Source organism: Aquamicrobium sp. NLF2-7, from assembly GCF_022359935.1.
Lineage (GTDB): Bacteria > Pseudomonadota > Alphaproteobacteria > Rhizobiales > Rhizobiaceae > Mesorhizobium > Mesorhizobium lusatiense.
This window is the reverse complement of the sequence record NZ_JAKSED010000001.1, coordinates 1,727,317-1,749,288: the sequence shown is the minus strand read 5'-3', so window position 1 is coordinate 1,749,288 and position 21,972 is coordinate 1,727,317. Positions and strand designations below refer to the sequence as shown.

At 58.7% G+C, this 21,972-nt stretch carries 36 protein-coding genes, 1 tRNA gene and 1 pseudogene; 15 read left to right on the top strand and 23 right to left on the bottom strand.

The annotated features are described in order from the left end of the window. Window positions 1–34 precede the first annotated feature (34 nt). The 3 genes from MIC97_RS08680 to MIC97_RS08670 all read right to left on the bottom strand — a co-directional run bounded on the left by MIC97_RS08680 (window position 35) and on the right by MIC97_RS08670 (window position 1,617). A complete protein-coding gene (locus MIC97_RS08680; RefSeq protein ID WP_239799693.1) occupies window positions 35–397 on the bottom strand; it encodes a hypothetical protein in 363 nt (120 codons plus the stop codon). A 102-nt stretch (window positions 398–499) separates the two neighbouring features. Continuing rightward, window positions 500–781: a hypothetical protein gene (locus tag MIC97_RS08675; protein WP_239799692.1), complete on the bottom strand. Its 282-nt coding sequence runs from the start codon at window positions 779–781 to the stop codon at window positions 500–502. Next, window positions 781–1,617, bottom strand: coding sequence for a hypothetical protein (locus MIC97_RS08670; RefSeq protein WP_239799691.1), 837 nt, complete (start codon window positions 1,615–1,617; stop codon window positions 781–783). The genes MIC97_RS08675 and MIC97_RS08670 overlap by 1 nt, the downstream gene beginning before the upstream one ends. Before the next feature lie 309 nt (window positions 1,618–1,926). Between MIC97_RS08670 and MIC97_RS08665 the strand changes: the two genes are divergently transcribed. Then, complete coding sequence (locus tag MIC97_RS08665) at window positions 1,927–2,457, top strand: hypothetical protein (protein WP_239799690.1); 531 nt, start codon at window positions 1,927–1,929, stop codon at window positions 2,455–2,457. Between the two features lie 366 nt (window positions 2,458–2,823). Here MIC97_RS08665 and MIC97_RS08660 read toward each other — a convergent pair whose 3' ends face one another. From MIC97_RS08660 to MIC97_RS08590, 15 genes are all read right to left on the bottom strand, one after another. Next, the gene (locus MIC97_RS08660; protein WP_239799689.1) at window positions 2,824–3,165 is read right to left on the bottom strand and encodes a hypothetical protein; all 342 of its coding nucleotides are present in this window, start codon (window positions 3,163–3,165) and stop codon (window positions 2,824–2,826) included. Beyond that, window positions 3,152–3,478 carry a hypothetical protein gene (locus MIC97_RS08655; RefSeq protein WP_239799688.1) on the bottom strand — a complete coding sequence of 109 codons (327 nt, stop codon included), beginning with the start codon at window positions 3,476–3,478 and terminating at the stop codon, window positions 3,152–3,154. The genes MIC97_RS08660 and MIC97_RS08655 overlap by 14 nt, the downstream gene beginning before the upstream one ends. Continuing rightward, window positions 3,478–4,416 (bottom strand): pyocin knob domain-containing protein, encoded by a 939-nt coding sequence (locus MIC97_RS08650; RefSeq protein WP_239799687.1) that lies wholly within the window; start codon window positions 4,414–4,416, stop codon window positions 3,478–3,480. Before MIC97_RS08650 ends, MIC97_RS08655 begins: the two co-directional genes overlap by 1 nt. A 232-nt stretch (window positions 4,417–4,648) precedes the next feature. Then, window positions 4,649–5,704 carry a hypothetical protein gene (locus MIC97_RS08645; RefSeq protein WP_239799686.1) on the bottom strand — a complete coding sequence of 352 codons (1,056 nt, stop codon included), beginning with the start codon at window positions 5,702–5,704 and terminating at the stop codon, window positions 4,649–4,651. A gap of 172 nt (window positions 5,705–5,876) precedes the next feature. Next, window positions 5,877–6,179, bottom strand: a complete 303-nt coding sequence (locus tag MIC97_RS08640; RefSeq protein WP_239799685.1) for a hypothetical protein — start codon at window positions 6,177–6,179, stop codon at window positions 5,877–5,879. Window positions 6,180–6,224: 45 nt separating this feature from the next. Continuing rightward, on the bottom strand, window positions 6,225–6,659 hold the full coding sequence (locus MIC97_RS08635; RefSeq protein WP_239799684.1) for a GNAT family N-acetyltransferase: 435 nt from the start codon (window positions 6,657–6,659) through the stop codon (window positions 6,225–6,227). After that, window positions 6,646–7,314, bottom strand: a complete 669-nt coding sequence (locus MIC97_RS08630; RefSeq protein WP_239799683.1) for a hypothetical protein — start codon at window positions 7,312–7,314, stop codon at window positions 6,646–6,648. Before MIC97_RS08630 ends, MIC97_RS08635 begins: the two co-directional genes overlap by 14 nt. Continuing rightward, window positions 7,311–7,523, bottom strand: a complete 213-nt coding sequence (locus MIC97_RS08625) for a hypothetical protein (RefSeq protein WP_239799682.1) — start codon at window positions 7,521–7,523, stop codon at window positions 7,311–7,313. The genes MIC97_RS08630 and MIC97_RS08625 overlap by 4 nt, the downstream gene beginning before the upstream one ends. 18 nt (window positions 7,524–7,541) lie before the next feature. Further along, window positions 7,542–8,138 carry a hypothetical protein gene (locus tag MIC97_RS08620; RefSeq protein WP_239799681.1) on the bottom strand — a complete coding sequence of 199 codons (597 nt, stop codon included), beginning with the start codon at window positions 8,136–8,138 and terminating at the stop codon, window positions 7,542–7,544. Between the two features lie 4 nt (window positions 8,139–8,142). Then, window positions 8,143–9,045, bottom strand: coding sequence for a hypothetical protein (locus MIC97_RS08615; RefSeq protein ID WP_239799680.1), 903 nt, complete (start codon window positions 9,043–9,045; stop codon window positions 8,143–8,145). Continuing rightward, window positions 9,026–9,433: a DUF3168 domain-containing protein gene (locus MIC97_RS08610; protein ID WP_239799679.1), complete on the bottom strand. Its 408-nt coding sequence runs from the start codon at window positions 9,431–9,433 to the stop codon at window positions 9,026–9,028. Before MIC97_RS08610 ends, MIC97_RS08615 begins: the two co-directional genes overlap by 20 nt. After that, window positions 9,430–9,849: an HK97-gp10 family putative phage morphogenesis protein gene (locus tag MIC97_RS08605; RefSeq protein ID WP_239799678.1), complete on the bottom strand. Its 420-nt coding sequence runs from the start codon at window positions 9,847–9,849 to the stop codon at window positions 9,430–9,432. Before MIC97_RS08605 ends, MIC97_RS08610 begins: the two co-directional genes overlap by 4 nt. A 190-nt stretch (window positions 9,850–10,039) precedes the next feature. Next, window positions 10,040–11,476, bottom strand: coding sequence for a DnaB-like helicase C-terminal domain-containing protein (locus tag MIC97_RS25210; protein ID WP_239799677.1), 1,437 nt, complete (start codon window positions 11,474–11,476; stop codon window positions 10,040–10,042). Further along, window positions 11,473–11,667, bottom strand: a complete 195-nt coding sequence (locus tag MIC97_RS08595; protein WP_239799676.1) for a hypothetical protein — start codon at window positions 11,665–11,667, stop codon at window positions 11,473–11,475. Before MIC97_RS08595 ends, MIC97_RS25210 begins: the two co-directional genes overlap by 4 nt. Further along, window positions 11,664–11,819, bottom strand: coding sequence for a hypothetical protein (locus MIC97_RS08590; protein ID WP_239799675.1), 156 nt, complete (start codon window positions 11,817–11,819; stop codon window positions 11,664–11,666). Before MIC97_RS08590 ends, MIC97_RS08595 begins: the two co-directional genes overlap by 4 nt. 315 nt (window positions 11,820–12,134) lie before the next feature. Between MIC97_RS08590 and MIC97_RS08585 the strand changes: the two genes are divergently transcribed. Together MIC97_RS08585 and MIC97_RS08580 are read left to right on the top strand one after the other, a co-directional pair. Beyond that, window positions 12,135–12,821 (top strand): XRE family transcriptional regulator, encoded by a 687-nt coding sequence (locus MIC97_RS08585; protein ID WP_239799674.1) that lies wholly within the window; start codon window positions 12,135–12,137, stop codon window positions 12,819–12,821. 5 nt (window positions 12,822–12,826) lie between these two features. Further along, window positions 12,827–13,009: a hypothetical protein gene (locus tag MIC97_RS08580; protein WP_239799673.1), complete on the top strand. Its 183-nt coding sequence runs from the start codon at window positions 12,827–12,829 to the stop codon at window positions 13,007–13,009. A gap of 161 nt (window positions 13,010–13,170) precedes the next feature. Here the strand turns inward: MIC97_RS08580 and MIC97_RS08575 are convergent, their stop codons facing one another. From MIC97_RS08575 to MIC97_RS08565, 3 genes are all read right to left on the bottom strand, one after another. Next, on the bottom strand, window positions 13,171–14,124 hold the full coding sequence (locus MIC97_RS08575) for a hypothetical protein (RefSeq protein WP_239799672.1): 954 nt from the start codon (window positions 14,122–14,124) through the stop codon (window positions 13,171–13,173). Then, window positions 14,096–14,551, bottom strand: coding sequence for a hypothetical protein (locus tag MIC97_RS08570; RefSeq protein ID WP_239799671.1), 456 nt, complete (start codon window positions 14,549–14,551; stop codon window positions 14,096–14,098). Before MIC97_RS08570 ends, MIC97_RS08575 begins: the two co-directional genes overlap by 29 nt. A gap of 407 nt (window positions 14,552–14,958) precedes the next feature. Continuing rightward, on the bottom strand, window positions 14,959–15,402 hold the full coding sequence (locus tag MIC97_RS08565; protein ID WP_239799670.1) for an Arc family DNA-binding protein: 444 nt from the start codon (window positions 15,400–15,402) through the stop codon (window positions 14,959–14,961). 309 nt (window positions 15,403–15,711) lie between these two features. On the opposite strand from MIC97_RS08565, the gene MIC97_RS08560 reads away from it, so the two are divergent. From MIC97_RS08560 to MIC97_RS08520, 9 genes are all read left to right on the top strand, one after another. Further along, window positions 15,712–16,485: a Rha family transcriptional regulator gene (locus tag MIC97_RS08560; RefSeq protein WP_239799669.1), complete on the top strand. Its 774-nt coding sequence runs from the start codon at window positions 15,712–15,714 to the stop codon at window positions 16,483–16,485. Continuing rightward, on the top strand, window positions 16,485–16,772 hold the full coding sequence (locus MIC97_RS08555) for a hypothetical protein (RefSeq protein WP_239799668.1): 288 nt from the start codon (window positions 16,485–16,487) through the stop codon (window positions 16,770–16,772). The genes MIC97_RS08560 and MIC97_RS08555 overlap by 1 nt, the downstream gene beginning before the upstream one ends. Before the next feature lie 51 nt (window positions 16,773–16,823). After that, window positions 16,824–17,084: a hypothetical protein gene (locus MIC97_RS08550; RefSeq protein ID WP_239799667.1), complete on the top strand. Its 261-nt coding sequence runs from the start codon at window positions 16,824–16,826 to the stop codon at window positions 17,082–17,084. Continuing rightward, window positions 17,081–17,281, top strand: coding sequence for a hypothetical protein (locus MIC97_RS08545; protein ID WP_239799666.1), 201 nt, complete (start codon window positions 17,081–17,083; stop codon window positions 17,279–17,281). Before MIC97_RS08550 ends, MIC97_RS08545 begins: the two co-directional genes overlap by 4 nt. Then, on the top strand, window positions 17,278–17,679 hold the full coding sequence (locus tag MIC97_RS08540; RefSeq protein ID WP_239799665.1) for a hypothetical protein: 402 nt from the start codon (window positions 17,278–17,280) through the stop codon (window positions 17,677–17,679). The genes MIC97_RS08545 and MIC97_RS08540 overlap by 4 nt, the downstream gene beginning before the upstream one ends. Next, window positions 17,676–17,972: a hypothetical protein gene (locus MIC97_RS08535; protein WP_239799664.1), complete on the top strand. Its 297-nt coding sequence runs from the start codon at window positions 17,676–17,678 to the stop codon at window positions 17,970–17,972. Before MIC97_RS08540 ends, MIC97_RS08535 begins: the two co-directional genes overlap by 4 nt. Further along, window positions 17,969–18,172, top strand: coding sequence for a hypothetical protein (locus MIC97_RS08530; protein WP_239799663.1), 204 nt, complete (start codon window positions 17,969–17,971; stop codon window positions 18,170–18,172). Before MIC97_RS08535 ends, MIC97_RS08530 begins: the two co-directional genes overlap by 4 nt. Window positions 18,173–18,273: 101 nt before the next feature. Beyond that, a complete protein-coding gene (locus tag MIC97_RS08525) occupies window positions 18,274–18,585 on the top strand; it encodes a hypothetical protein (protein WP_239799662.1) in 312 nt (103 codons plus the stop codon). Continuing rightward, a complete protein-coding gene (locus MIC97_RS08520) occupies window positions 18,582–18,782 on the top strand; it encodes a helix-turn-helix domain-containing protein (protein ID WP_239799661.1) in 201 nt (66 codons plus the stop codon). The genes MIC97_RS08525 and MIC97_RS08520 overlap by 4 nt, the downstream gene beginning before the upstream one ends. A gap of 128 nt (window positions 18,783–18,910) precedes the next feature. On the opposite strand, the gene MIC97_RS08515 is transcribed toward MIC97_RS08520, so the two are convergent. Then, a tRNA-Ser gene (locus MIC97_RS08515) sits at window positions 18,911–19,000 on the bottom strand. A 422-nt stretch (window positions 19,001–19,422) separates the two neighbouring features. Here MIC97_RS08515 and rplU point away from each other — a divergent pair. The 3 genes and pseudogenes from rplU to MIC97_RS08500 form a co-directional block, all read left to right on the top strand. Continuing rightward, window positions 19,423–19,806: pseudogene (gene rplU / locus MIC97_RS08510) on the top strand (50S ribosomal protein L21); the annotation flags it as partial. A 144-nt stretch (window positions 19,807–19,950) separates the two neighbouring features. Further along, complete coding sequence (rpmA, locus tag MIC97_RS08505) at window positions 19,951–20,220, top strand: 50S ribosomal protein L27 (RefSeq protein WP_035027213.1); 270 nt, start codon at window positions 19,951–19,953, stop codon at window positions 20,218–20,220. Between the two features lie 122 nt (window positions 20,221–20,342). Beyond that, window positions 20,343–20,936, top strand: coding sequence for a GNAT family protein (locus MIC97_RS08500; protein WP_183824442.1), 594 nt, complete (start codon window positions 20,343–20,345; stop codon window positions 20,934–20,936). Window positions 20,937–20,968: 32 nt separating this feature from the next. On the opposite strand, the gene MIC97_RS08495 is transcribed toward MIC97_RS08500, so the two are convergent. Beyond that, window positions 20,969–21,829 carry an endonuclease/exonuclease/phosphatase family protein gene (locus MIC97_RS08495; RefSeq protein WP_239799660.1) on the bottom strand — a complete coding sequence of 287 codons (861 nt, stop codon included), beginning with the start codon at window positions 21,827–21,829 and terminating at the stop codon, window positions 20,969–20,971. Window positions 21,830–21,972: the final 143 nt, after the last annotated feature.

The window sequence follows — 21,972 nt, the reverse complement described above, 5'->3', positions numbered from 1 at the left end:
AGCACGAGCACAAAGCAGGAGGTAGCATAATCCGCTATGGCGGCGGCCTCCCCGTCACCGCATACCAAGCCGAGGCCGCTCCAGCCGCAGCAGCAATCAGTATCTTGCCAACCGACCAGAGCCCTTGACCAAGCCGGCCGGCGAAGACTACCCGGTCGCGCACCCGCTCCAGTTCGAGCGTGGTCGGCTTGATGCCGTCGACAGCTCTCTCCATCCCATCCATGCGATGTTTGAGGTTGATGATCTCGATGCGGGTTTCTTCCTGCGCCTGGTATCCCCGACGTCTGCTCTCGGCAGCCTCCTTGCCCTGCTCGACAAGCGCCGCAATGCCAGCCGACAGAGCGCGCATCTGCTCTTCCAGCCGCGCCTGTCGTTCGGCCATCGTTTCTCGGCTCATTTCCAGCACCCTCGCCTTTCGCCATTGCGATCATTGCCCAGCACCCGCTCGTAGCCGGCGCGGTCGGCCGATATCAGCGCAACCGTGCCGGCTGGCGAGAGGTTATTCCTGACGAACCCCGCGCAGGTACTCACAGGCGTCGACTGGCATGCGCTGAGCGCGCAGGCCGACAACACACAGATCAAAATCCGACATGCTTTGAAGTCTGGCATCATCGCCCTTCCTTTCCATTTCTGCACGGGTGGATGCAGCGGCGGTTTCCGCCAGCAGCCGTTGATATGCGGCGCTTTCCCCGATCCAGTGCCCGAGGTGATAGGCCAGAACGGCAACAGCGACGCCGGCCGCAATCGCTTTCAACCAGTCGAGGAAACCAAGACCGAACATCAGCCCAACTCCGCCTTCAGGTCCTTCACCGCCCGGAACAGATCAGCCCGGCGCTTGATGCCATAAATGGCAAAGGCCACGATCATGGCGCTGATGAAAAGCTGGACGCGCCAGTCGAGCCCACCCATGAAGTTTCCGACCGCCGTCACTATCGAGCCGATGCCGGCCAGCGCCCACGTCCAGACGGTCTTGGACTTTGCCGGCGGCGTGCCAAGTTCCTCAGGATCTGCCACGACCGGCTTTTCGACGATGACCGGCTCTGGAGCGGGTGCGGGCTGGATCGAAACGGCATTCCCCGCCGCCTTCACGCGATCCAGCACGGCCTCGACCATATCGGGAGCGACCAGCGCCTTGTTTAGCCCGTCGCCGGCATAGTAGCTCTGACCGCGCTTAACCTGCCGTTTCTGGCCTTTCGTGCCCGCAAGAACCGGGAAGCTGGCCCACTCCATTGCCAGCCGCTTGCCGAATTCAGTTCGACTTACAGTGCCGGCCATGAAGCCCTCATAGCCCCTGCGCTTCAGCAGGTGGTAGCCGAGCCGGTCCTGAAGATCGGGATCGAGCTTCTGCGAGCCGCGCAGGCCCAGTTCCTCCTTCAGCCCGATCAGCGTATCTCGCATGAACTGGTAGCCACCGGCGGCGCTGGAGCCGTGGTTCTTCGACCATCCCCGCTGCGCGGCCAGCACCTCGTCGATCGACATCGAGGTCAACGGCTTTGCGAGCTTGCCCTGCTTGTTGGCATAGATGACGTCATAGGATGCGCGGTCATCTCGCCCGACTTCCGTTTTCCGGATGAAGTCAAGCAGAAACGCCGCGCCGGCGGGCACGGTTCTGTCCATGGTGGTTCCTTTCAGGTTGTATTGGAGATCAGGATGCGCTTAGATTGCAGGTGCGATGTGCCGGCACATCGCATGGCTGGCGCTCCCATGATTCCCCCAAGTTTCTAGGGGCGCCGGCCTCTTTTCCGCCGAGGCCCAGATGACCGGCTACGAACGATCCCCCGACTACGGCGACCCGCCCGGCAACAGCGGGCTTGGCATCATCTTTGTCATGACGGCTGTTGTAATCTTGCTGGCCGCGCTGATCTTGGCCTGACTCGACTCCCCGCCCGCCGCCGTGCTTGTATCCGCGCGGTTTTATGGGAGGGGATGATGGCGACCTTTGAGGTGAGCGACGAGAAGCTTGAAGAGACAGAACTTGCTCTGCTGATCGGCAAGATCACGATGCTCTGGAACCAGCTTCACGACACCACCCGGTACTGCTTTCCAATTGTACTGGGCGAAAACCCCAAACTTGTCAGCGCAGTTCTCGACCCGATAAAAAGCGATGACGTCCAGAGAAACGTGGTTCTTTCGGTTATCCATTTTGCACTACCAGGTGATCAGCACGCTGATTTGAGAGACGAAGCTTCCCGGCTTTTCAATTTAATCGGCCGATTGGCGGGGCAGCGTAATGGCTTCGTTCACAGCTCATGGATACGCACTGATGGTGGCCGCGCAGAAGTAAGTTCCGTTTTGAAAAAGCCGCACGGAGCTATCGACCGATCGGAACCGTTAAAGCAGGGAATGGAACTCCTGCGGCAGATTGAAAGCGCCCTTAGCCAGATGTTCATCCTCTGGGGGAAACTTCAGTCTGCGATAGGGCCTCGATCACATCATCCACAATACAATCCCAGCTGAAATGCGGACCAAGTTGGCTACAGAGCCGGAGCATGACGGCATGTTCTGCGGCCTTTCGCTTCTCGCGAGATACAAGCGCCCTGATCGTAAGTTGGCGGGCAGTCTCTGGCCCAGGCGATGATGGACCCGCCTGCGCGGTCAGATCTGCGATCCGCGCAGAACTGAGATGGGCAATGTACCCCTCAGTTTTGATTAGGTCGACGATCAGGCCGCCGGCCTGTAGTTTCGGGGCATCTGCCTTACTGATTTCCAATACAGGGACAGAAGCCTCAAGATCGGCTAGCGCCATAGCCATGCTGGTGACCTGCGATGCCAGTGACACAACCTGCGCTTCCAGCGCGGCAATTCGTTCTTCGTTCGTCACGCTCACTCTCCTTCCTCCGGCCACTCGATCGCCGGCAGCTCGCCGATAAACTCGGCGATCCCTGGCTGCCCGCGCTGGCCGTCGAGCACCTTGTCCATCTCGGTATAGGCATAGGCCCACACGGCATCGCGCCACGCAACAAACGCCTGCGCCTCGGCCGCCCATGCAGGATTGTTGCTCGCGACATAGGATGCCAACGACACGGCGCTGTCATAACGGCGGCTGATAGCCACGGCGTCGACATGGCACTTGATCTCGACCCGGAACTGCTCGACCAGCTCGGCGCGCGCGGCGGCGACCTTGGCATCGGCCGTGATGAGCTGCGACAGATCAATCGTTGCCATGGTCGGCCTCCTGCGGTGCGGGATCGTGTGGCACGGCAACAGGGCCATTGCCGGTGAGCGTAATCGGAGTCGGCCAGGCCACTGCCAGCGATGGAAAATCGCCATGCGGCAGCAGCAGCGTGACATGCAGCACGCCGTCGATCCGCTGTACCGGGCCGACGATCCAGGGATTGCTGATGGCACCGGCCGGCAGTGTTGCGCCTTCCGGGATGGCTGAGAGGTTCACGGGATCGCCGTTGATGGTGAGGATGTCGCTGTGGCGGGAGACCGTGAGGGTGTCGTCGCGCCGCTGAGGAGAAAATACAATACGCATCAGAACCACCTGCCAATAGCCATGATCGTGTTGGAGAAAGCTTTCGACGCCACCGTGATCGGGCTGGTTATGCGATAGCGCGGGCAGAGTGTGGCTGATGCAGCAACGCCCGATCTCACCCCGAAATTGCCAACACCATCGGCCGCCTCAGCCCATACCGATACCGCTGGCTTGGCGACAAAGGCCGCCGCCCAACTGCCGCTGTTGATTTCGATGCTGGCAAATTCGCCGCCAACAGCGGAGTTAACTCCGACTGAAAAATCTTGTAGTTTTATGCAGATCTGTGTCCCGTCAAAGTCTCTTTTGTAGAGTCCGTTGGAATTGGACTGCCAGCCGGACGAGAGAGCACCACCCGGCACACCACTCACCTGCGATACGGCACCGATCACGCTGCCCTGATGGTAGACCTCAGACCACGGCCCCCACGTTGTCGCATTGACAGCCTTGCGCACCCACTGGCGGTTGCCACTCCAACCAGTGAATTTCTGCCAACTGTAAGTGTACCCATTCCCGCTGCTAATAAAGCCCCATAAAGCCCCATATGTCTGAGGCCATCCCGCAGGGGTCTGAACGGGCGTTCCGGCAGTGTCGCGGGATATCTGATAGTATCCTTGCCCCCCAACCATAGCGGAGACCGCTGCGGGTGTAAGGTCCTCGGTCGGCCATGGAGAGGGTGGGACAAACACACCGCGCAATGCCTCGCTGCGACCGGAACCTGATATGCCAAGTGTAACCCGCGCAGCCGCGGCATCCGCATCATCGAGCAGCGTGCGGGCATAGGGCGTCAAAGGCGTCAGCGCAGCCGTTCCTGCGCCCGTAAAATAAGACAACCGATCAGCGGCGCTGACCAACCCCGCCAGAGCTTCGAGGTTGCCGGACCCTCCAAGCAGGTCAATAAGCTGACGTGCCTGTGCGCTGACCCGGCTGCCGTCCGACATGTAGCGCAGGCGGTACGTTGCACCCGACAACGCCCCACCACGCCACGGCTGACGGGCTTGCGCGCCTTGCGCAGATCGACTCGCACGTCAGTCTCAGGACCTTTGCCATCTGCCGGGACCACAATCCGTGTCCCGGCAGCGAGATCTGGCGGAAACATCTCGTTGGGAATGCGATTGTGGGAGGCAACCCGCCCCTTACTGTCGACGACCAGATAAAACGTGCTGCGTGTGCTCATCGGAACACCCATACGCCGCTGTCGCATTTAACGCTGATGGTCGCATTCGAACTACCGCCGGCAGCGCAACTGTTCCATGTCCAGATGTCATACCGAATGCTCGTCTCGTTGAGCAACCCGCCACGCATGATGGTTTTGGTATCGGTAACGGTACCGTTTCCCTGCATTCGCGCTCTCACAACCTCCTCGCCGGATGCTACCGTGCCGTTGCCGCCTCGTTTGACAATTATGAAGGCATCACGGTTGCCACTCCCGCTCAAACTCGCGAACGCTTCCACATTCATGAACTCGATACAGGGTTTGTCGACAGGCTTGGTGACGATCACCGTGCCGTGGAGTGTCCACTGACCCTCGTCGTAAGTCTGCCCGCCACTCACCGTTCTGGTGAAAGAGTACACAATCGGCTCGAAGCGGCTGAATGTATCGACGTCGATCAAGTCCTCGATCACGGAGCCGTTTTGAAGAATCAGGGCTGCATCGATTTTATCCGCCGTGATGTTTTGAGCTGTCAGATTGCGGATACGAGCGTTGTTGAAATACGCAGACCCGCCATCGAACATTGCCGATACGTTGCCGGTGCTATCCATGACAACGGTCTGATCCGCCCGCATCCAGAACCGTGTTTTCTGCCCCGGGTCGGCAGGAGTATCCGCACCAAAGGCTGCGCCACGATAGCCTCCGGTCCCGTCATATCGCGTCTCGAAGGCGATCCGAGAATAGCCGATCGGGCCAGACATCACACCCATGCGCATGTTTGCTTTGGCAATGTCGCCGGGCACACTCGATGCCGAAAGTGCAGTAACGGCGTCCGCCAGCGCGCCATCTGGACCCGCATAAGTGGAGAGCGCGTCCACTGCGCTCGCTACAGATGGCAGGCCCGTATCTGGGTCAAACACCTTGGCGTCGAGTGTTGCTATGTCCGCTGCAAGCGCGCTGTCAGCATTGGCGCGTGCGGTTGCCTCCAACTGGATAGCGGCCGAGTTGTTTCCAACCGTGGCTCCAAGGCTGGATATATCTGATGCCAAAGCGGCATCTGCACCCGCTCTGGCCACCGCCTCCGCCGTAATCGCAGCAGAGTTATTTCCTACGTCTGCTTTCAGCGTTTCGATGCGCTGCGATAGCCATATTCCGGGTGCGCGGTAGATCCGAGTGTGATCTTTTCGCCGTTAACCCAGACCTCATCCATCGCCGCCATTGGCAGGTCTGCCAACGCAATGACCTGCGTCAGGTAGGCATTCGGCGTGTCGCCATCATTACCCCACGTATTGACCCAGACCAGAGAGCCGGCAGTGGCGGTGCGTCCAAGAATAAATGATCGCGGTATGTCGCCGCCAGCCTGGAGCGTGCCGTTGATCGAAAAAACGGGTCTTTCGGCTTGCCGGCAATCGCCTGCGCAAGCAGGTTGATGCCAAGCCCGACAGCAGTCCTGAGCAGGAAAGACCCGACCGCACCCAGACCACCGATGAACGTGCCAACGGCACCGGCCACAGCAGCGATCGCGCTGCCGATAGCAGTAAAAATAGCCATGCTGTAACCTTGGATTTGGCTGGTCGGCCAGCGCGCTACTCGCGGTTAGCGGAGCGCCTTCACGAAGTGCGTTTCAGCAGGCGCGTAGCCGCGCCGCTCGTAGATTCTGGAAACGTCATTGCTGGCAAGACTGGCCATGCCGATCGTCGTGCAGCCTTGCTCACACGCCCACACTTCATAGGCGTCGAGCATCTGCAAGGCCGAGCGTCCGCGAGATGATGGCGCGATGTACCACACTGTCTCTTTGGCCCACTTGCCAGCGCCAAAGGGGTGGTCGAAGGTTGCCGCCATCAGGACGCCTGCGACGGGCTCTCCGAACACCAGCACAAGACCCCGTTCCAGATGCTGACGGAACAGCATGTCGGCGTGAGGAGCGCTGAACGGAAAGCTAAAGCCCGCTGCAGCATGGCTTTCCTTTAGAAGACGAATAACGGCAAGGCGGTCTTCTGGGAGCGCGCGGCGAACGTCAGAAGATGCCAAGGAACTTCTTCCTCTTCTTCTGCGTCGGCACCTTGCCTTTCTCTGAACCCCAAAAGACCTCCCACTCGCCAGCAGTCGAAGCATCCTGAAAGAAGTTGTCTGTCGGGCTACGAAGCTTTTGAGTGGCATCGCTGCGCGTATCAGGGTTGCCGCGCGTCATTTCCTGCGTGTGGCTGGCACAGGTCAGGGTAACGCCGCCTTCCTCATTTTCAGGTGCGGTGCCGATGATGACCTGATCGATAAAGCCCACAAACCGGCATTCGGCCGGCGCCACCATCTGCCGGGAGTTGGGGTCAAACAGCCCGCGATAGATTTCGACGCGGCCTTGTTTGGCGTCATATAACCGCACCAGATCGGCAATGCGGTCATCGATCTGGCTGAGCCGGATGTTGACGTTCTGGACCGACAGGTTCGAAACCATCGGAATGTCGTCGATGGCAACGAGCGCGCCGGAGCCATACCAGTCGCGCGTATCGACCAGCCCTGTGTCAGGATTGGTCACCTGCGCGCTGACATTGCCGACATCTGACCAAAGGCCTTCCGTTACCAGCGCGCCGGTAGATCGATTGCGAACGACCAGCCACAGGAAGTCCCGGGCGACGAGTTGCCGGCCCTGTAGGGCGACGTGGTTTTCGGGGGAGATATAGCGGGTCATGCGTCCGCCAGCGTCAAGCCGTGGGTATCAAGACGCCCTTCCATCGCGCGCATACCATCGCTCAGCCACTTTTGGTGCGCCGCAATAGGAAGGCCTGATTTACCGATGATATTCGACAGGTATTCATTCGGGGACATCCCCGCAGCAACAACCGGAACAGCAGCAACCGGCGCAAGGCCGAGCATCGCAAGGAATGACCTACGCTTCATCACACTCTCCTTTCGCGCCTACCGCGCCTCTATCGCCTGAAAGCTGACAGCACCCCGGCCTGTTGCCGCGTCTGCCGCGGCTGAAATCGAGCCTGGCACAATCGCCATTACGCAGTGCGTTTTCGTCACCGAAACCGTTGCACCGGCCGTGACGCCGGGCCAGATATGCGGCCGCACTTCCACGGCTGCGCCTGTCCCATCTACTACGCGGTGCAAATCCTTATCGCGGATGCAAACCATGTCGCCGGGCCGGAGCGTGATGCCGGTCAGGCCTCCGATGGTGATCGACTTCCGATCCGACTGGATAGCAGACAGCGAGCCAGATGGCAGCGCCGAAGAGCCGGGATTGTTGATCGGCCGGCATCGCGACAAAGGCCGACCTAGAAAGGTCTTCAACCCGTTTTCCATCGCATCCAGCCGTGCGCGCCAGAAGTCCAGTTCGTTCGGCTTCATCTGGCGCGACTGATAGACGGCCCGCCACAAAGGCGAGCCCATGTCTTTCACGATGGTTCGACCATTCGCCTGTCGGGACTGCTCCTGACGCCAAAGGAGGTCGAATTCTGTCGACCAGCCCGGAAACGATGCAAGGAGGTCGAAGGGATAGGTTATTGGCACCGCATCACCCCAACTTCACATTGCTTTTCTGAGCCTTGCGGACGTTGCTGATCACCATGCTCGGCACTTCCTGCCGCAGCTTGGCAAGCTGCTGCTCCACCCGCATCAGGCCTTCCCGATCAGCGCCAGTTGCGTCGATGTTGATGTGGACCGGCGCGTTGATGGCTCCCCCACCACTCCCCATATTGGTCAGCTTCGGCATGGTCGGCGCCTGTATCGCAGCAGGCGTTGCCATGCCGCCCATGCCCTTGCGCATGGCTTCGACGGCAGCAACGCCGCCGGCCTTGCGGATGTCGTCCTGCGACCAGACCACTTCACCAGCATGCACTACACCGGCAGGTTTGTTCTTCGGGCCGGGGCCGGTGTAGCCGCCGCTGCTGTAAAGCCCCTGCCCAATACCGGCATAGGCAGCGGCAGAAAAGCCACCGCCACCGCCGAACAGACCAAGCAGGCCCGATAGAAAGCCGCCGCCACCGCTGCCCATGTTCTGAATCTTGAACAGGTTGTTGAGCACGTCATTGATCAGATGGTTGCCGATCTTCTTTAGGGCATTGGCCATCATGTCGGCGGCGGATTTGCCCTCGATGAAACCATCGATCAAGTCGCGGGTGGTGTCCTTAGCCAGCGCAAGCGCCTCCTCGGCGCGCTCACGGATCTTGTCGTGGCCCTCGGCAAGCTTCGCTGCCTCCACGGTCGCAAAGGCATAGGTGTCGGCAAGGTCGCTGATTTCCTTTTCGAGCGCCGGCGTGACTTCCACTCCGGCCTTTTTTGCGGCCGTCAGCAATTCCTGCTGGACGCGCGCCTTTTCCAAGGCATAGCCGTAATCGTTCACCAATGGATCGAGACCGGCCAGCACGGTGTTTTCGGCACGCATCGCATCGGCGGCTTCACGAATGCGCTTGGTCAAGGCGTGCGCGGCGGCTCAGTCCGTTTGGATCGCGCGAATAGTCGATGCTCTCGACACGCATTCGGTCGACCACATGGCCGTTTACCGCAAGGGTCTGCTCATGCAGCGCCGTGCGGATCGTGCCGGCAATGCGCTTCGCCTGAGGAAATCCAACTGTCCGCGTCCACACATCGATCTGGAAATAGGTCGACGAACGATCGAAGCATTCTTCGTCGACCGGTACGAGCTGGCCGGCTCCGACAGTCACGTAGGGATAAGCGGCGCCCGTATCCGCAACACGTTCATCCTCAGGGGGGACATCGTCATAGATGCGCTCGCCAGCCTCGGTCGCCAGCGCCGTCAGCCGCTCGACGAGCGCAACCTGTATCTCAGCGCTGGGATCGCTCATTTTCCGCTCACCGCATCCTTCAGTGCCCTGCGAACACCGACGCGGACCTGCCGCTGCGCTTGCTTCTTCTTCATGCGGATCGCGGGATAGAAGAACGGGTTTGCCTGCATGTTCTCGGTGCCATGCTCCTGAGCCAGCGCATAATCATATTGCGGCGCATTGCCTTTGCTGGAGTTGCGCACTGGTTTGGTCGTGGCAGGGCCTCCGGCCTTGATCTCCACGCCAATCTCCGGATCGGGAAGCTGCTCGGTGCGGATTGTGCCGGCGAGCAGCCCGTCATCCTTCGGCGCAAGAGACCGCTGAAGCATGTTGATCTCGCGGCCGGCGAGCATGAGATCGGCCTTGGCGCGCTTGCGGATAGCATCGGGGATGCGCTCAAGTCGGCGGCGCATGCGTTCAAGGTTGAGGATTTTCATGATGCCATACGGTCCGATATGACCGCGATGCTCGGTACGCCTGAAATTTCTCTGAGGCCCATGACCGCTCAGTTCGATGGGGACCGGAACGTCATCTATTTCTTTACCGCAAAAGACACAGACCTTGGCCGGCAAGTGGATACGCCTTCACCGAACCAGTTAAAATCGTTCATTGCGTGAGAGTTGGTCATTAGTACCTCGCCGCGTTTCTGACGGCCGAGCAGGCGATGTCGACGAAGAGCCTGATGGTCTTGGTCGGTCCGTTGCGCTGCTTTGCGATGATGAATTCGAGGTCGTTCTGAACCTCGATCAGACGCTCGATCCGCTCGTCTTCCTTATCCCGGTCTTTGCCCTTCTCCTTCTGGAGGTAGTAGGCTTCACGGAACAGGAAGGCGACCATATCGGCATCCTGCTCGATGGAGCCGCTGTCGCGCAGATCGGAAAGCTGAGGGCGCTTGTCGTCGCGGCTTTCGACCTGTCGGGAGAGCTGGGACAACGCAATGACTGCTAACCCGAGTTCGCGGCCAAGCTCTCTCAGCCCCCACGAGATTTCGCTGATCTCTCCCACCCTGTTGCCCGAATAGCGGCCTGATGGCTTGATCAGTTGCAGATAGTCGACGATCAGCACGCCAAGCTTCGTGCCGCGCTTCTGAGCCTGTTCGGCCATGCGCTCGACCTTCACGCGCATGTCGCTGATGGTGAGGCCGGATTGTTCCTCGATCCACAAGGGCAGATTGTCTGCCGACTGGTTGGCTTCGATGATCGCGGACAGGTCGCTTTCCGAAACCGTGCCTTTGATCAGATCCGTGTAGGGAACCTTGACGCCCCAGTCGTAGGCGATGTCGGTCAGGCGGCGCATGGCGAGCTTCTGAGCACCCATTTCCAGCGACAGGAAGCCGACGCCTATTCCCGTCGAGGCAGTGCGCAGCGCAATGGAGAGAGCCACTGCGGTTTTGCCCATCGAGGGGCGGGCTCCGATAATCACCATTTCGCCGGGGTGTATGCCACCGGTGGCGGTATTGATGTCGGAGAGCCCCCATGTGTAGCCGGTCAGGCCGTTACCGCGCTGCTGGGCCTCCCTGACCTCTTCCAGTGCGGCCGATGTTGCCTCATCCATGGTGCGCATTGTCTTGCGGCGAGGACCGCTTCGAAGCTCTGCCGCGACCTCATCGAGTTCTGAGGAAACGCCTTGAATGATTTCCTTCGGATCGGCGGTCGCGTCATGAGCCGTTTGTCTCAATAGGCCGCCGATCTCCCCTGTCTTCAGGCGAGCCCACTGAGCTTTGACGGCCTGCGCGCCACGGTCGAGCCCCGCAGGGCCAACCACGATCTGCTCAGCCAGCGCTGCCATGTAGGCGAGCGGTGCATGATCGGTCTTCTGCGCGAACACCAATGCCGCGTCTTCCGGGATGAGCCGGGAGACAATGGCAGGATTGGCCGAGCCGTACTGGTCGAATGCAGCACGGATTGCGCGAAAGAGAATGCGATGAACCTCGTGAACGAAATGATCGTCTCTGAGGAAACTGGCCACCTGTCGGAAGTCGCCACCAAACAGGAGCGTGCCGAGCACATCTTGCTCAATCTCCGGCACATAAGCGGCATCTGGGATTTCAAGCTTGAGTTTCACGGGGTGTTCAACCCCTTGAGCGTGGGCCGGTAGGTATTGGCTACGTAGAGATAGAAGAACGTGCCAAACGCCTTGCCGGCCCTGTGCGCGTCTTCTTTCGTGCCGCTTTCGAACGCTTTATCTCGGAGGTCGCGCCATTCCAGAAAGGCACGTTCCTGCTCGGCATTCATCTGATCGTCGATGTTGCTCATGCCGCTGACCTCGAAGTTTGAGAAAGCAGCCGCCGCAGTTCAGCGACCGCCTCGTCGAGCGAGCGGCCGGAAGCGACGATGCCGGTTGCAGGATCGCGGGCAAGAACCGTGCCGTCATGGGTGCGGATGGAGGTGAGGGAAGGGGAGGTCATGCGGCGGGCCTCTTGGGGTCGGGGTATCGAGCCGCCAGCCAGCCATAATCGATATCCAGAATGCCCCGAGTCTCAGCCACGGAAATCAATCGCGCCCAATAATGGGGGGCGATCCGATCACGTCGTTTCATTTGGCGCGCGGCTTCATAGCCACAGCCAATGGCGTCGGCAAAATCCCCTAAGGTCTCCCACCGGTTAATGAGTTCGGAAATGGTAGTGGGTTTGTTAAGCATGTTTGCATCGTACCTATTGTACGAATGTCATGCAAGTGCAAATCGTACGCCTTGAACGACAATTATCAGGCAAAATGTACGAATGATGAAAGAACCACGATTCCGACTTCAGGAAGCCCGCTCCAATGCCGGCTTTGACAGTCCTAGTGACGCAGCCCGCTCCCTGCACAGCAGAGGTGTGAACAGGAATACTCTCATCAGTCACGAAAACGGCAACCGACCCATATCTCGGAAAGCTGCTGAGTTGTACGGGCAGGTGTTCGGGGTCGATCCCGGATGGATCCTTTTTGGGAGTGACGCAGGAGACGAAAGTGCTTCAGTCGTTCCGCTTATGGGCTACGTGGGAGCGGGAGCCCAGATCGAACCCGATTTCGAGCAAACGCCGCCGGAGGGTTTGGACCAGATCCATATTGCTATTCCGGTTCCAGCAGACATGATTGCTTTTCAGGTAAAGGGCATTTCAATGCTGCCCAGATACGACGAAGGCGATGTGATTATTGTCTGGCGCGAGCAGAAGCGTTCAACGGATTCTTTTCTTGGCGAGGAGGCCGCCGTTCGGACGCGTGATGGTCGTCGCTTTCTAAAAACCATTCGCCGCGGCGAAAAGGGTTACAACCTGATCTCATGGAACGATCATCCGATCGAAGATCAGGAAATCGAATGGGTGGGGGAAATTTACGTCACAATCCGCGCAAACCAACTTCAGCGTATGGTCAATCAGATCAATCGACAGGGCGGCATTCAAGGCCAACTGAAGTTGAGGGCATAGCTCCTTTGAAAATCACCCTCACCCTCTCGACCGACGAGCGCATAGCTCTGCGCCGGTATGCCCGCGACATTGGTGCCGATCTGGAAACCGCAGCTCATACAGGGTTGCGGGACTGGCTGACGCTTATTGGAGAGCTGGAAGAAGTATACGATCTGGGAGAGGATACGGAGACTGCGGGCAGCGCATGAAGAAGACAATCAGAACCGTAACCATCCTGCTTAGCCTGGCTCTTATTGCCGCCATGTCGACAGGTTGTGCCAGTCGGCAGTGCAGTGACTGGCCGGGGACATGCATCATACAGTGATATGACTCTTTGGAAAAAGGACATGCACTACGGGCAGTGGAGTGTTTATCGCTCGCCGGCAGAAGGGCTGTCCTTGAGAGCAGATAGCTTTCCAAGCACATGGCGCACCTCACTAACGCCCGTAGCGTAATGTTGCCTTTCTAAAATAGTAATGTCGGCAATATACGGGGCAGGCACTCGGCTTTGCTCCACGAGTGAAAACTCTTCAGCCAACCGGCCTTTGAATGATTCCCCACCCGGTACAACAAAATGGAAGGTTTTGGCATTTACGTCTATGCCGACCAAGGTACCAGAAATTGTCAGAGGAGTTGATTTCTCATCTGATGTCCCACCGATTATATCGGCTATCTTCTCAAGCTTGGCGCGTGCAATAGCCTGGCCGCGCTCTACTCCATCAGATCGCCTCCACCGAATGTCGGCGGCAAACCCGCCTTTGATGGTAGCTTTTGACCAGTCATGGACACGCTTCACTACCGCGCGTCCCAAACTGTGGGCTATATCCTTGACGTGATCTACATCTTCAACGTCCAGTATTTGGTAAAGTGCATCGATTGGTTTATCTAAATTTCCCTCTAGAAAATCACGCTCACTCTTGGCAAGCAGGACAACTCCAAGGGATCCGCTATAGGAAAAAGCAAATTCAAGGGTACTAGCGACTTTCGCCTCTGCCCCTATTACAGCATTTGATTTCGGTCCATTGGCGAACGCATCGTAGATTTGGCTAAAAAGCAGTTGATATTCTAGGAAAGAACTAGAGACATGCTCTAACGCATAACCGTCACCAAATTCAGGAGATAAGCGATAGTTGCAAACTTCAATGTGATTGAGCGCTGCAAGTCTGTTTAAGTCAGATCTCGCCTGCTCTGCCAAGCGTCGCATAGAAGCAAGGTTGACTTGTAATCCTCTGTTTTCAGGCTCGCGCTGAAGAGCCGCCTCCAGACGGGAGACGGACGCGTATGCCTTTTTTGCTCTATCCGCGACGTAGGAATAGTCCGACATCTGTCTCATTCAGCCTCAGGACTACAAATCCCTTTAGCCACTCCTTGCTGTGCTCAGCTCCATAAACTTCGTTCCATGAACTCAGTTCGTCCAGTTCCGTTCCGAAATTAGGACTATCTCGACTCCACCGCGTAAGGACGAAACTATCAATGTCGTCACCATACCCTCCCTCGGCGAGCTTATCAATAAGTTTAAATTGATTTTCATCAATATTTTCAATGACTTCCTGATCTATCACTATTGTGATGTCGAGATCATTCGGTTCAAGCTTTCTCGTAAGCAGGCTTCCGTCCAACCACAGGTCACATGGTATTGCAGCTACCAAAATGTCTTGTACGATCCGCTCAAGTTTCCAATAAATAGCGGCGCGGGAAGGATGTTCGTCAAAGGCCGCAACGTATCGTGCCCAGACTTCCACGAGTGTCATTTCGTGCCTGCCGGGCGGCAATAAAGGTTCGAAATCGTGCTTTTGCCCGACTGCCACTTAGTCCCCCAAAACCCAACTGGACGATACTCGCGCTCAGGGTAAAACTCAACTAGGAGCGTAGAGCATAACTCCTTCTTCAATCTGGACAAAAGCTTCTAAGTTCTGGGGACGATCTGGAGCTTCTGAAACCGGTTCAGACCTCGTATCTGGCGCCGGAAGGAATTAAGCGAAACGTACGATTTTTTACGTATCGTACAAATCGTACTTGACTGCTGTCCTTACCTTCGCGTACTAAATGTACGAAACATGGTTAAGGAAGTCATGCCCGCCACCGCCAACACAGCTATTGTCGATAGGGGAGAGCGAGCCGCGCAGGCTGCGCTGATCTGTTCGGTGGGGCGGGTGGGTTATTCGTCGTCTGGCAACTGGATTTGGCGACGGCGAGGCTCCGTCTTCGCCGACTTGCGTGCTTTGCGGTATTTCTGGACAAGCTCCCACCAGAATTCTTCCCGAAGATCGTTCGCGAGAAACTCCGCGTCGAAGATTCGCGCTTCAATCGAATTGATGTCTCGGCCGGTCGACCTTCCAATTTCGCCCAAGTGCGTCATGATCTCCTGCCAAGAGATCGGTAAGCCATCTGCATCCAGCACTACGTACAAAATATGCTTGTCGCGGTTTACAGCACGCTCGCGCATCAGTTGGGCAATACGCTCTTCGTCAAAGCTATCACTTAGGCGGCTCACGATCTCGCCATTCATGGATCGTGAGTTCGCATCGGCTGACGCCGTCAGGCGATCCCGGAGGGAGGCGGGAAGCCGGAGGGTAATTCTGACTTCGGAATCTTCTTCCATGGTTTTCCCCATCAATCGACAGGGGGAATAGCACCATTTTGATGTCGTGTCTTGACACCATTTCGGTGCGACACTAAAACAGTGCCAACGTAGTTAACGAGGAGCAAATGCCAACCCACATCACATTGAGGCTGCCTCAGGACGCGAAAGCGTTCATCTCGGGGCAAGCTGCCAGAAACAGCAGCTCACAGAACAGTGAAATCGTCCGGTGTATAAGGGATCGGATGGAGAAAATGGCGACGACGGGGTCAGAGTTTGGCGACCACAACCCCGCCGAAGCCGGAAACAGCAATCATCAGGAGATGACTGATGCAGAACGTACATAGCAATTCCTCGCCGGGATTTCTACCGGCCCAAATCGGGAACGTCCCGATCACGATGTCGAGCCGCGAGATTGCGGACCTTTGCGAAAAGCGCCACGACCATGTGTTGCGTGACATCGAGCGGATGCTACTGGATATCGCTGACCCCAAATTTGGGGCGAGTGATTTCCTGTCCAGCTACACCGACAGCACCGGGCGCAGCCTCAAAGAATACCGCCTTCCGAAGGACCTGACTATCACGCTCGTCACCGGCTATCGCGCGGACCTTCGCTACAAGGTGGTCAAGAAGCTGGAAGAGATGGAAAGCGTGAGGCCCGTGGCCCTCCCCACCACGGCCGAGGCATTCGCCAGTGCCTTTACGATGCTGGCCGCACACGAGGCACGGCAGGCCGAACATGGCAGAGCGCTGCAAGCCCTCGATGCCAAGGTAGACCAGGTCGCCCATGCCCATGTGGCTCTCGACAAGCTCCCGAGCAATTGCGAGCTGATCACCTATATCCGCAGGCGGATAAACAAGCAGTTCGGCTTGTCCGAGGCCGTCGTCAATAAGGTGATGTGGGATTGTCCTTACTCGCCAACGGTTCGGGTTCTCGTGAAGAACGAGCATGCCGAAGGCGCGCACAACGCCGGCTACGCCAAGAAAGAGGTCTCGGCAGTATTCCGTCGCTTCGTCGACGAATGCCAGATGGTCAGCGCCACGATGGCAACGCACCCCTTCGTTGAAGGCCGATTCAAGCTGACCGGAAAGGCAGGTGCGTGATGGTGAACGAAAAGAAGATTGTCCTCCTGCTGGACATTGCCGAAAGGGCGCTGGTCGTCGACATGCACGAGGCCGATCGGAAGGCGAAGTACCTGTCGCTGGTTGACGCCTACAAAGCGTGGAAGGCCAAGCGGAAGATCGGTCGCGTGGAGCGGAATTCGCCAGATTGGATGCGGATGCAGTCCGACAGTGAGGACGAGTACCTCGACTTCTGTGTCGCGCGCGATCTCGAATACAACGCGCGACGTCGCCTTTCGACAGCAATCCGCCGCTACCACGCCGCTTAATCCCGTGCGGCTTCCGGGCCGCGCCTGACCTCATTCTTCTGGAGAAAATCCATGACAACGAACGACGCCACGCGGGCGACCGCTGAAGCTTTGCCTGAAGAACCCCGCACCATGATCGATGCCCTCGATTTGCTTGGCCAAGCCATCCACTTGAATGAACTCGTTTTCATGGCCGGACACAACCTTGGTGAGCGTGCCCACAAATATGCCATCACAACCGGCTGCGATCTCATAAACGACATTCTACGAGACGCCCGCTCGGTCTTCGAAGAGCTTCACCACGATCAGGTAGCGCGGGAGGCTTCGATATGAGCCCCGCGTGGAAGGTAGTCGACTTCAACAGCGATTTGCATCGGGTCAGCGACCTGATTTCTGTGATCTGCGAACTCCGGTTTGAGCTTCCGGTGGGTGAAGATGATGCTCGCGTGGACAATCTGCTGTGGGTCGCCCGCGAGATGGTCGAAGGACTGGTTGCCCATGATGATGGCATGAAAGGCGGTGCAGAATGATTGCGCCATCTTTCAACCCCGTCTTCAATCCTCACTTCGAGGGGGAACCGATCTTCGAGCCGGAAAAACTCTCCATGGAAGGGCTTTTCGCTCTGGCCGATGCGCTTCGCACTGTTGCCGATGTAATCGCCGGCCTGTCGTGCCAGCCACGTTTTAGTGACGGCGACCAGTTGCCGCTGCACGGCGATATGCTCCAGCGCCTCTGTGAATATATCAATGGCTCTCGCAGCTTGATCCACGAAGAGGCTCTCAAGCGGGTTCCTGAAACAGATGCAGACCGCCGTCGCAAGGTTTTCTTCGTCGCTGATGAATATGTCGACGGCTCATGCGGCCCTCTACCGGCCCTTTGTGGTCTATCGCGGGAGCTCGGAAAACTAGCAGAGGAGGCACGCTCATGACCGATCCCCTGCTTGATTTGGTGCGCGAGTACCGTCACCAGATTGAGGTGTTTAACGCCTCACCGCCAGACATGTCCATCGAGGAAGACGACGAGCTTGTCGCCGTAACGTGGGGGCCGCATTATAAGCGGCTCTGCACCGCTCCGCCGGACGCCACCACCCTTGAAGGGGCCGTCGAGGCTGTGCGCCTCGTCCATGATGAGCAAGAGCGGTGCGGCAGCCAACCCGACCTCACCATCAACGTACTGCGCGCGGCGCTGGCGCTCTTCGATGAGGGGAGGGCGCAGGCATGATCCTCCTGCTACGTCTCTATGCCATCATCGCTATCAGCAAGGTCATTCACCTGCTGATTGACCTGATGGGCTATCTCATGCCTGCGGAGCGCCCGCGCCGTGCTGTCTACCGTCCAGCAGAGCTGATGTTGCTCGGCTCGCTCGTGGGGCTGTCGGTCTGCCTGTTGTGGATCTGGATCAGCGCGAGGGCAGGGCGATGAGAACACTGCCACAGGCTCCTACCGATCCTCTGGATCTTGAGATTGAACCGGGTATGTCGGTTCGCTCTCTTAAGACGCAGGGGGAGTGTACCGCCGCCCTCATGCGCCTTGAGAATGAGACGGCCATTATAAGGGCGCAAATCGCCCGCGCTGAGGAAAACCCAGATGGCGTGCGGCCCGGCTGGCGGACGCGCGCGCAGGGCGCAATGCGTTGGAAGAAGCTGACGGCCAAGGCGATCAAAGCCCACGCTCTCACGCTTGCGGCACCGCGGCGTCCAGCGATCGACGAGCGCCGCAAGGTGCTGCTGGCGGTAATTTACGATGAGATAGGCCAAGCTGAGTTCGATCGCATTAAGGGAATTGCGGCGGCCCGACATCCCGGCCTGTTTGATTCGGCGGAGGTTACGCAATGACTGACATTCCAGCCTCTGCCGCAATCGAAAAGATAGCTTATCGGATCGATGAATTCTGTGAAGCTTTTGGGGTCGGCAGAACAAAGGTGTTCGACGAAATCAAGGACGGACGCCTGAAGGTGCGAAAAGCCGGCAGAATGACGCTCATCCGGGCAGAAGATGCGCGGGCATGGCTTGATGGTTTGCCCGAGAAATGAACGCTTGGCGGGCGCTGAAGTCCGCCGTCGTTCGCTTTCAACCTCAATCGATTGTGGGGAAAATTGAGGGGAAAGATAATCTTCTGGCGCAGAAAACTATTTAAAAACAAGCGCTTAAGTGAGGTGAATGGCGGAGAAGGAGGGATTCGAACCCCCGATGGGCTTGCACCCATGCCGCATTTCGAGTGCGGTGCATTCAACCACTCTGCCACTTCTCCGCAAGTGTGGTCGGCCGTTGCCAGCGGCGCACTAGATAACGGCAGTCGCGTTCCGATACAAGGGCCAATAAGGCGTCTTCGGAAAGGTTTTCGTTTTTCATGCGGGGCGGCTCACAAGCCGTGGGCGGGATGGGTGAAGGGGATGGCGCGAGGGTCTTGCGGTTCGGCCGGCAAGGCGCGCAAGGTGTTGGCCGGCGGAGCGTTCCGGCTGGCCGGCCAAGGGCATTTTCCTTGACTTCGCCCTGATCATCGTCTACGGACGGCGCGCAATCGGCGTGGGCTGTGGTCCGCGCCTGTTGTCTATTGAACCCGCAGACTGACAAAAAGACGGCCGATCCACAAGCTCCGGCATGAAGCGCCCTGCAGGGCCAACCGGAACCAAAGCGGATCAACAAGGCCGACCGAACAGCGAAAGGCAAAAAATGTTCGCAGTCATCAAAACGGGCGGCAAGCAGTATCGCGTAGCCGCCAACGACGTGCTTAAGATCGAGAAGGTTTCGGGCGAAGTCGGCGATATCGTCGAAATCGGCCAGGTGCTGGCGCATGGCGAGGGCGAGAATGTCGTCATCGGCGCGCCGCTCGTGGAAGGCGCCGTCGTCGCCGCCGAGATCGTGGCGCAGGGCAAGTCCCGTACCGTCATTGCGTTCAAGAAGCGCCGTCGCCAGAATTCGCGCCGCAAGATCGGCCATCGCCAGCTTCTCACCACCGTGCGGATCTCCGAGATCCTGACCGGTGGCGCCAAGCCTTCCAAGAAGGCGGCTGCCAAGGCCGAGGCGAAGGAAGACGCGCCGAAGAAGGAAAAGGCAGCGCCTAAGAAGGCCAAGGCCGAGGACGCGGCAGCAGAGTAAGCAACGGCAGGGCGGTTTTTGCCGTCCTTGCAGGCTTGAAACGGAACGCCAACGCGTTCATAGAGATTGCAGGCGCCTGAAACGGCGCAAAGGAGCATCAAGATGGCACACAAGAAAGCTGGCGGTTCGTCGCGCAACGGTCGCGATTCGGAGTCGAAGCGCCTTGGCGTGAAGAAGTTCGGCGGGGAATCCGTGATTCCCGGCAACATCATTATTCGTCAACGCGGCACCCAATGGCATCCCGGCGTCAATGTCGGCATGGGCAAGGATCATACCCTTTTCGCTCTTGAAGCAGGTGCCGTGTCGTTTGCGAAGAAAGCCAACGGCCGAACCTACGTGTCGGTAAACCCGATGCCGAAAGCCGCGGAGTAGCCGGTTTCCGCACCACAACACCGGCGCCCCATCTCGGGAACCGGTGTCTGGCCAGACCAGAAAAGGATCAGGGGAGATGGGTCGCCATCTCCCCTTTTTCTTTGCCCTGGAGGGATCAGGCCATGGTCGTCGAGAAGGAAGACGCCGAAGATTACTACGATCTGAGAATAGACTGCCCGGTGCTCGTCACCGAGCGTCTGGTTCTGCGTGCACCGCATGAGGAGGACGTGGAGGATCTCGCCGAGCTGGCGAACAACCGACGCGTCGCCGAGATGCTCGGGCGCATGCCGCATCCTTATGGTGAGGCGGAGGCCCGCAGCTTCGTTGCCACCAGCAAGCTGGCCGGTCTGGGCGGTGTCGTCTATGCGCTCACCCTTGCCGACAACGGCGCGCTGGTCGGCTGCGCGGGGCTCACCCGCAACGAGCGCGGCCTTGAACTCGGTTACTGGATCGGCGAGCCGCACTGGGGCAAGGGCTATGCCACGGAAGCCGCGCATGCGTTGGTCGACCTTGCCTTCCGGGTCACGGAGATCAATACGCTGCATGCGTCCTGCCGAGTCATCAATCCGGCCTCGCGCCGGGTGATCCACAAGTGCGGCTTCCAGTATGCCGGGCAGGGCATGCTGAACTCGATCATCGCCGGCAAGGTGCCGATCGAGCGCTACAGGCTGGATCGCCGCACCTGGTCCAGTCTGCGGTCTTGGGCCCGCTCGTGATCCGCAATCGCGACGCCTTTCGGTCCGAGGCTCTATGCGAGCTCCGTCCACACCGGCTGGTGGTCGGAGCCGTCGGCGTCGTTGTCGATCCAGCAGGTCTTCACCCGTCCCGCAAGGCCTGCGGAGACGAAGCAGAAGTCGAGCCGCGAATGCTGGCCGGCGCCCGAAAGATCGGTCCAGCTCACGCTTCCCTCCGGAGCGGGACCGGCAAGGCGCGAGGTGTCGACGGGGTGATGGGCAACGATGCGGCGGCCGAACAGCGTGTCGGGGCTGCCTGTCATCTCCGCGTATTCGGGCTCGCCGGGGCGCATGTTGAAATCGCCCATCAGCACGAAATCTTCCGGGCAGGGCGGCTCGGGAAAGCCGTATTCGCCGGCGCCGGTGATGGCGCCGCCCTCCATCGGATAAGCGAAGAGGCGTTCCTTCAGGTGGCGGATCTGCATGATCCGCTCCTCAGCGCTGACATGGTCGAGATGGGTGCTGTAGATGCGCAGAGGACCGAGCGGCGTGACGATCAGCCCCTCAAGCGCTGCGCGCTGGAGATTGGCCTTGTCGTAGGTGCGGCTGCGGGGCAAAAACAGGTTGCGGCAGGATACGATCGGCCAGCGCGACAACAGCATGTTGCCGAACTGGAAGCGCATTGCGGGTCTGGGAGGTTCTGGCATCAGGGCGCCGAAATCGATGTCCATGGCCGCGCCATAGACATGGTGATGATCGGGCAGCAGGGCGGTCAGCCCCGCGACCATGTCGATGCCGCCATTGGTGGGGTAATTGCGGGTCACTTCCTGCAGGGCGATGATGTCGGCGCCGGCAACACTGGCGGCGATGCGCTCCAGCCCGACCTTGCCGTCGCGCCCAACGCCGAACTGCACATTGTAGCTGACCAGCTTCATCTGCTTCCTTCTCTGCCGGCTGCCGAAGCCGACATTTTCCGCTCATGCTCATTTCGGCATAAGCGCACTCGCACTTCGCCACACCATAGGTTAGTGAAGGGCACTTTCATGAAACGCAAGAGCAGCTAAAGCGCTGGAGTCCG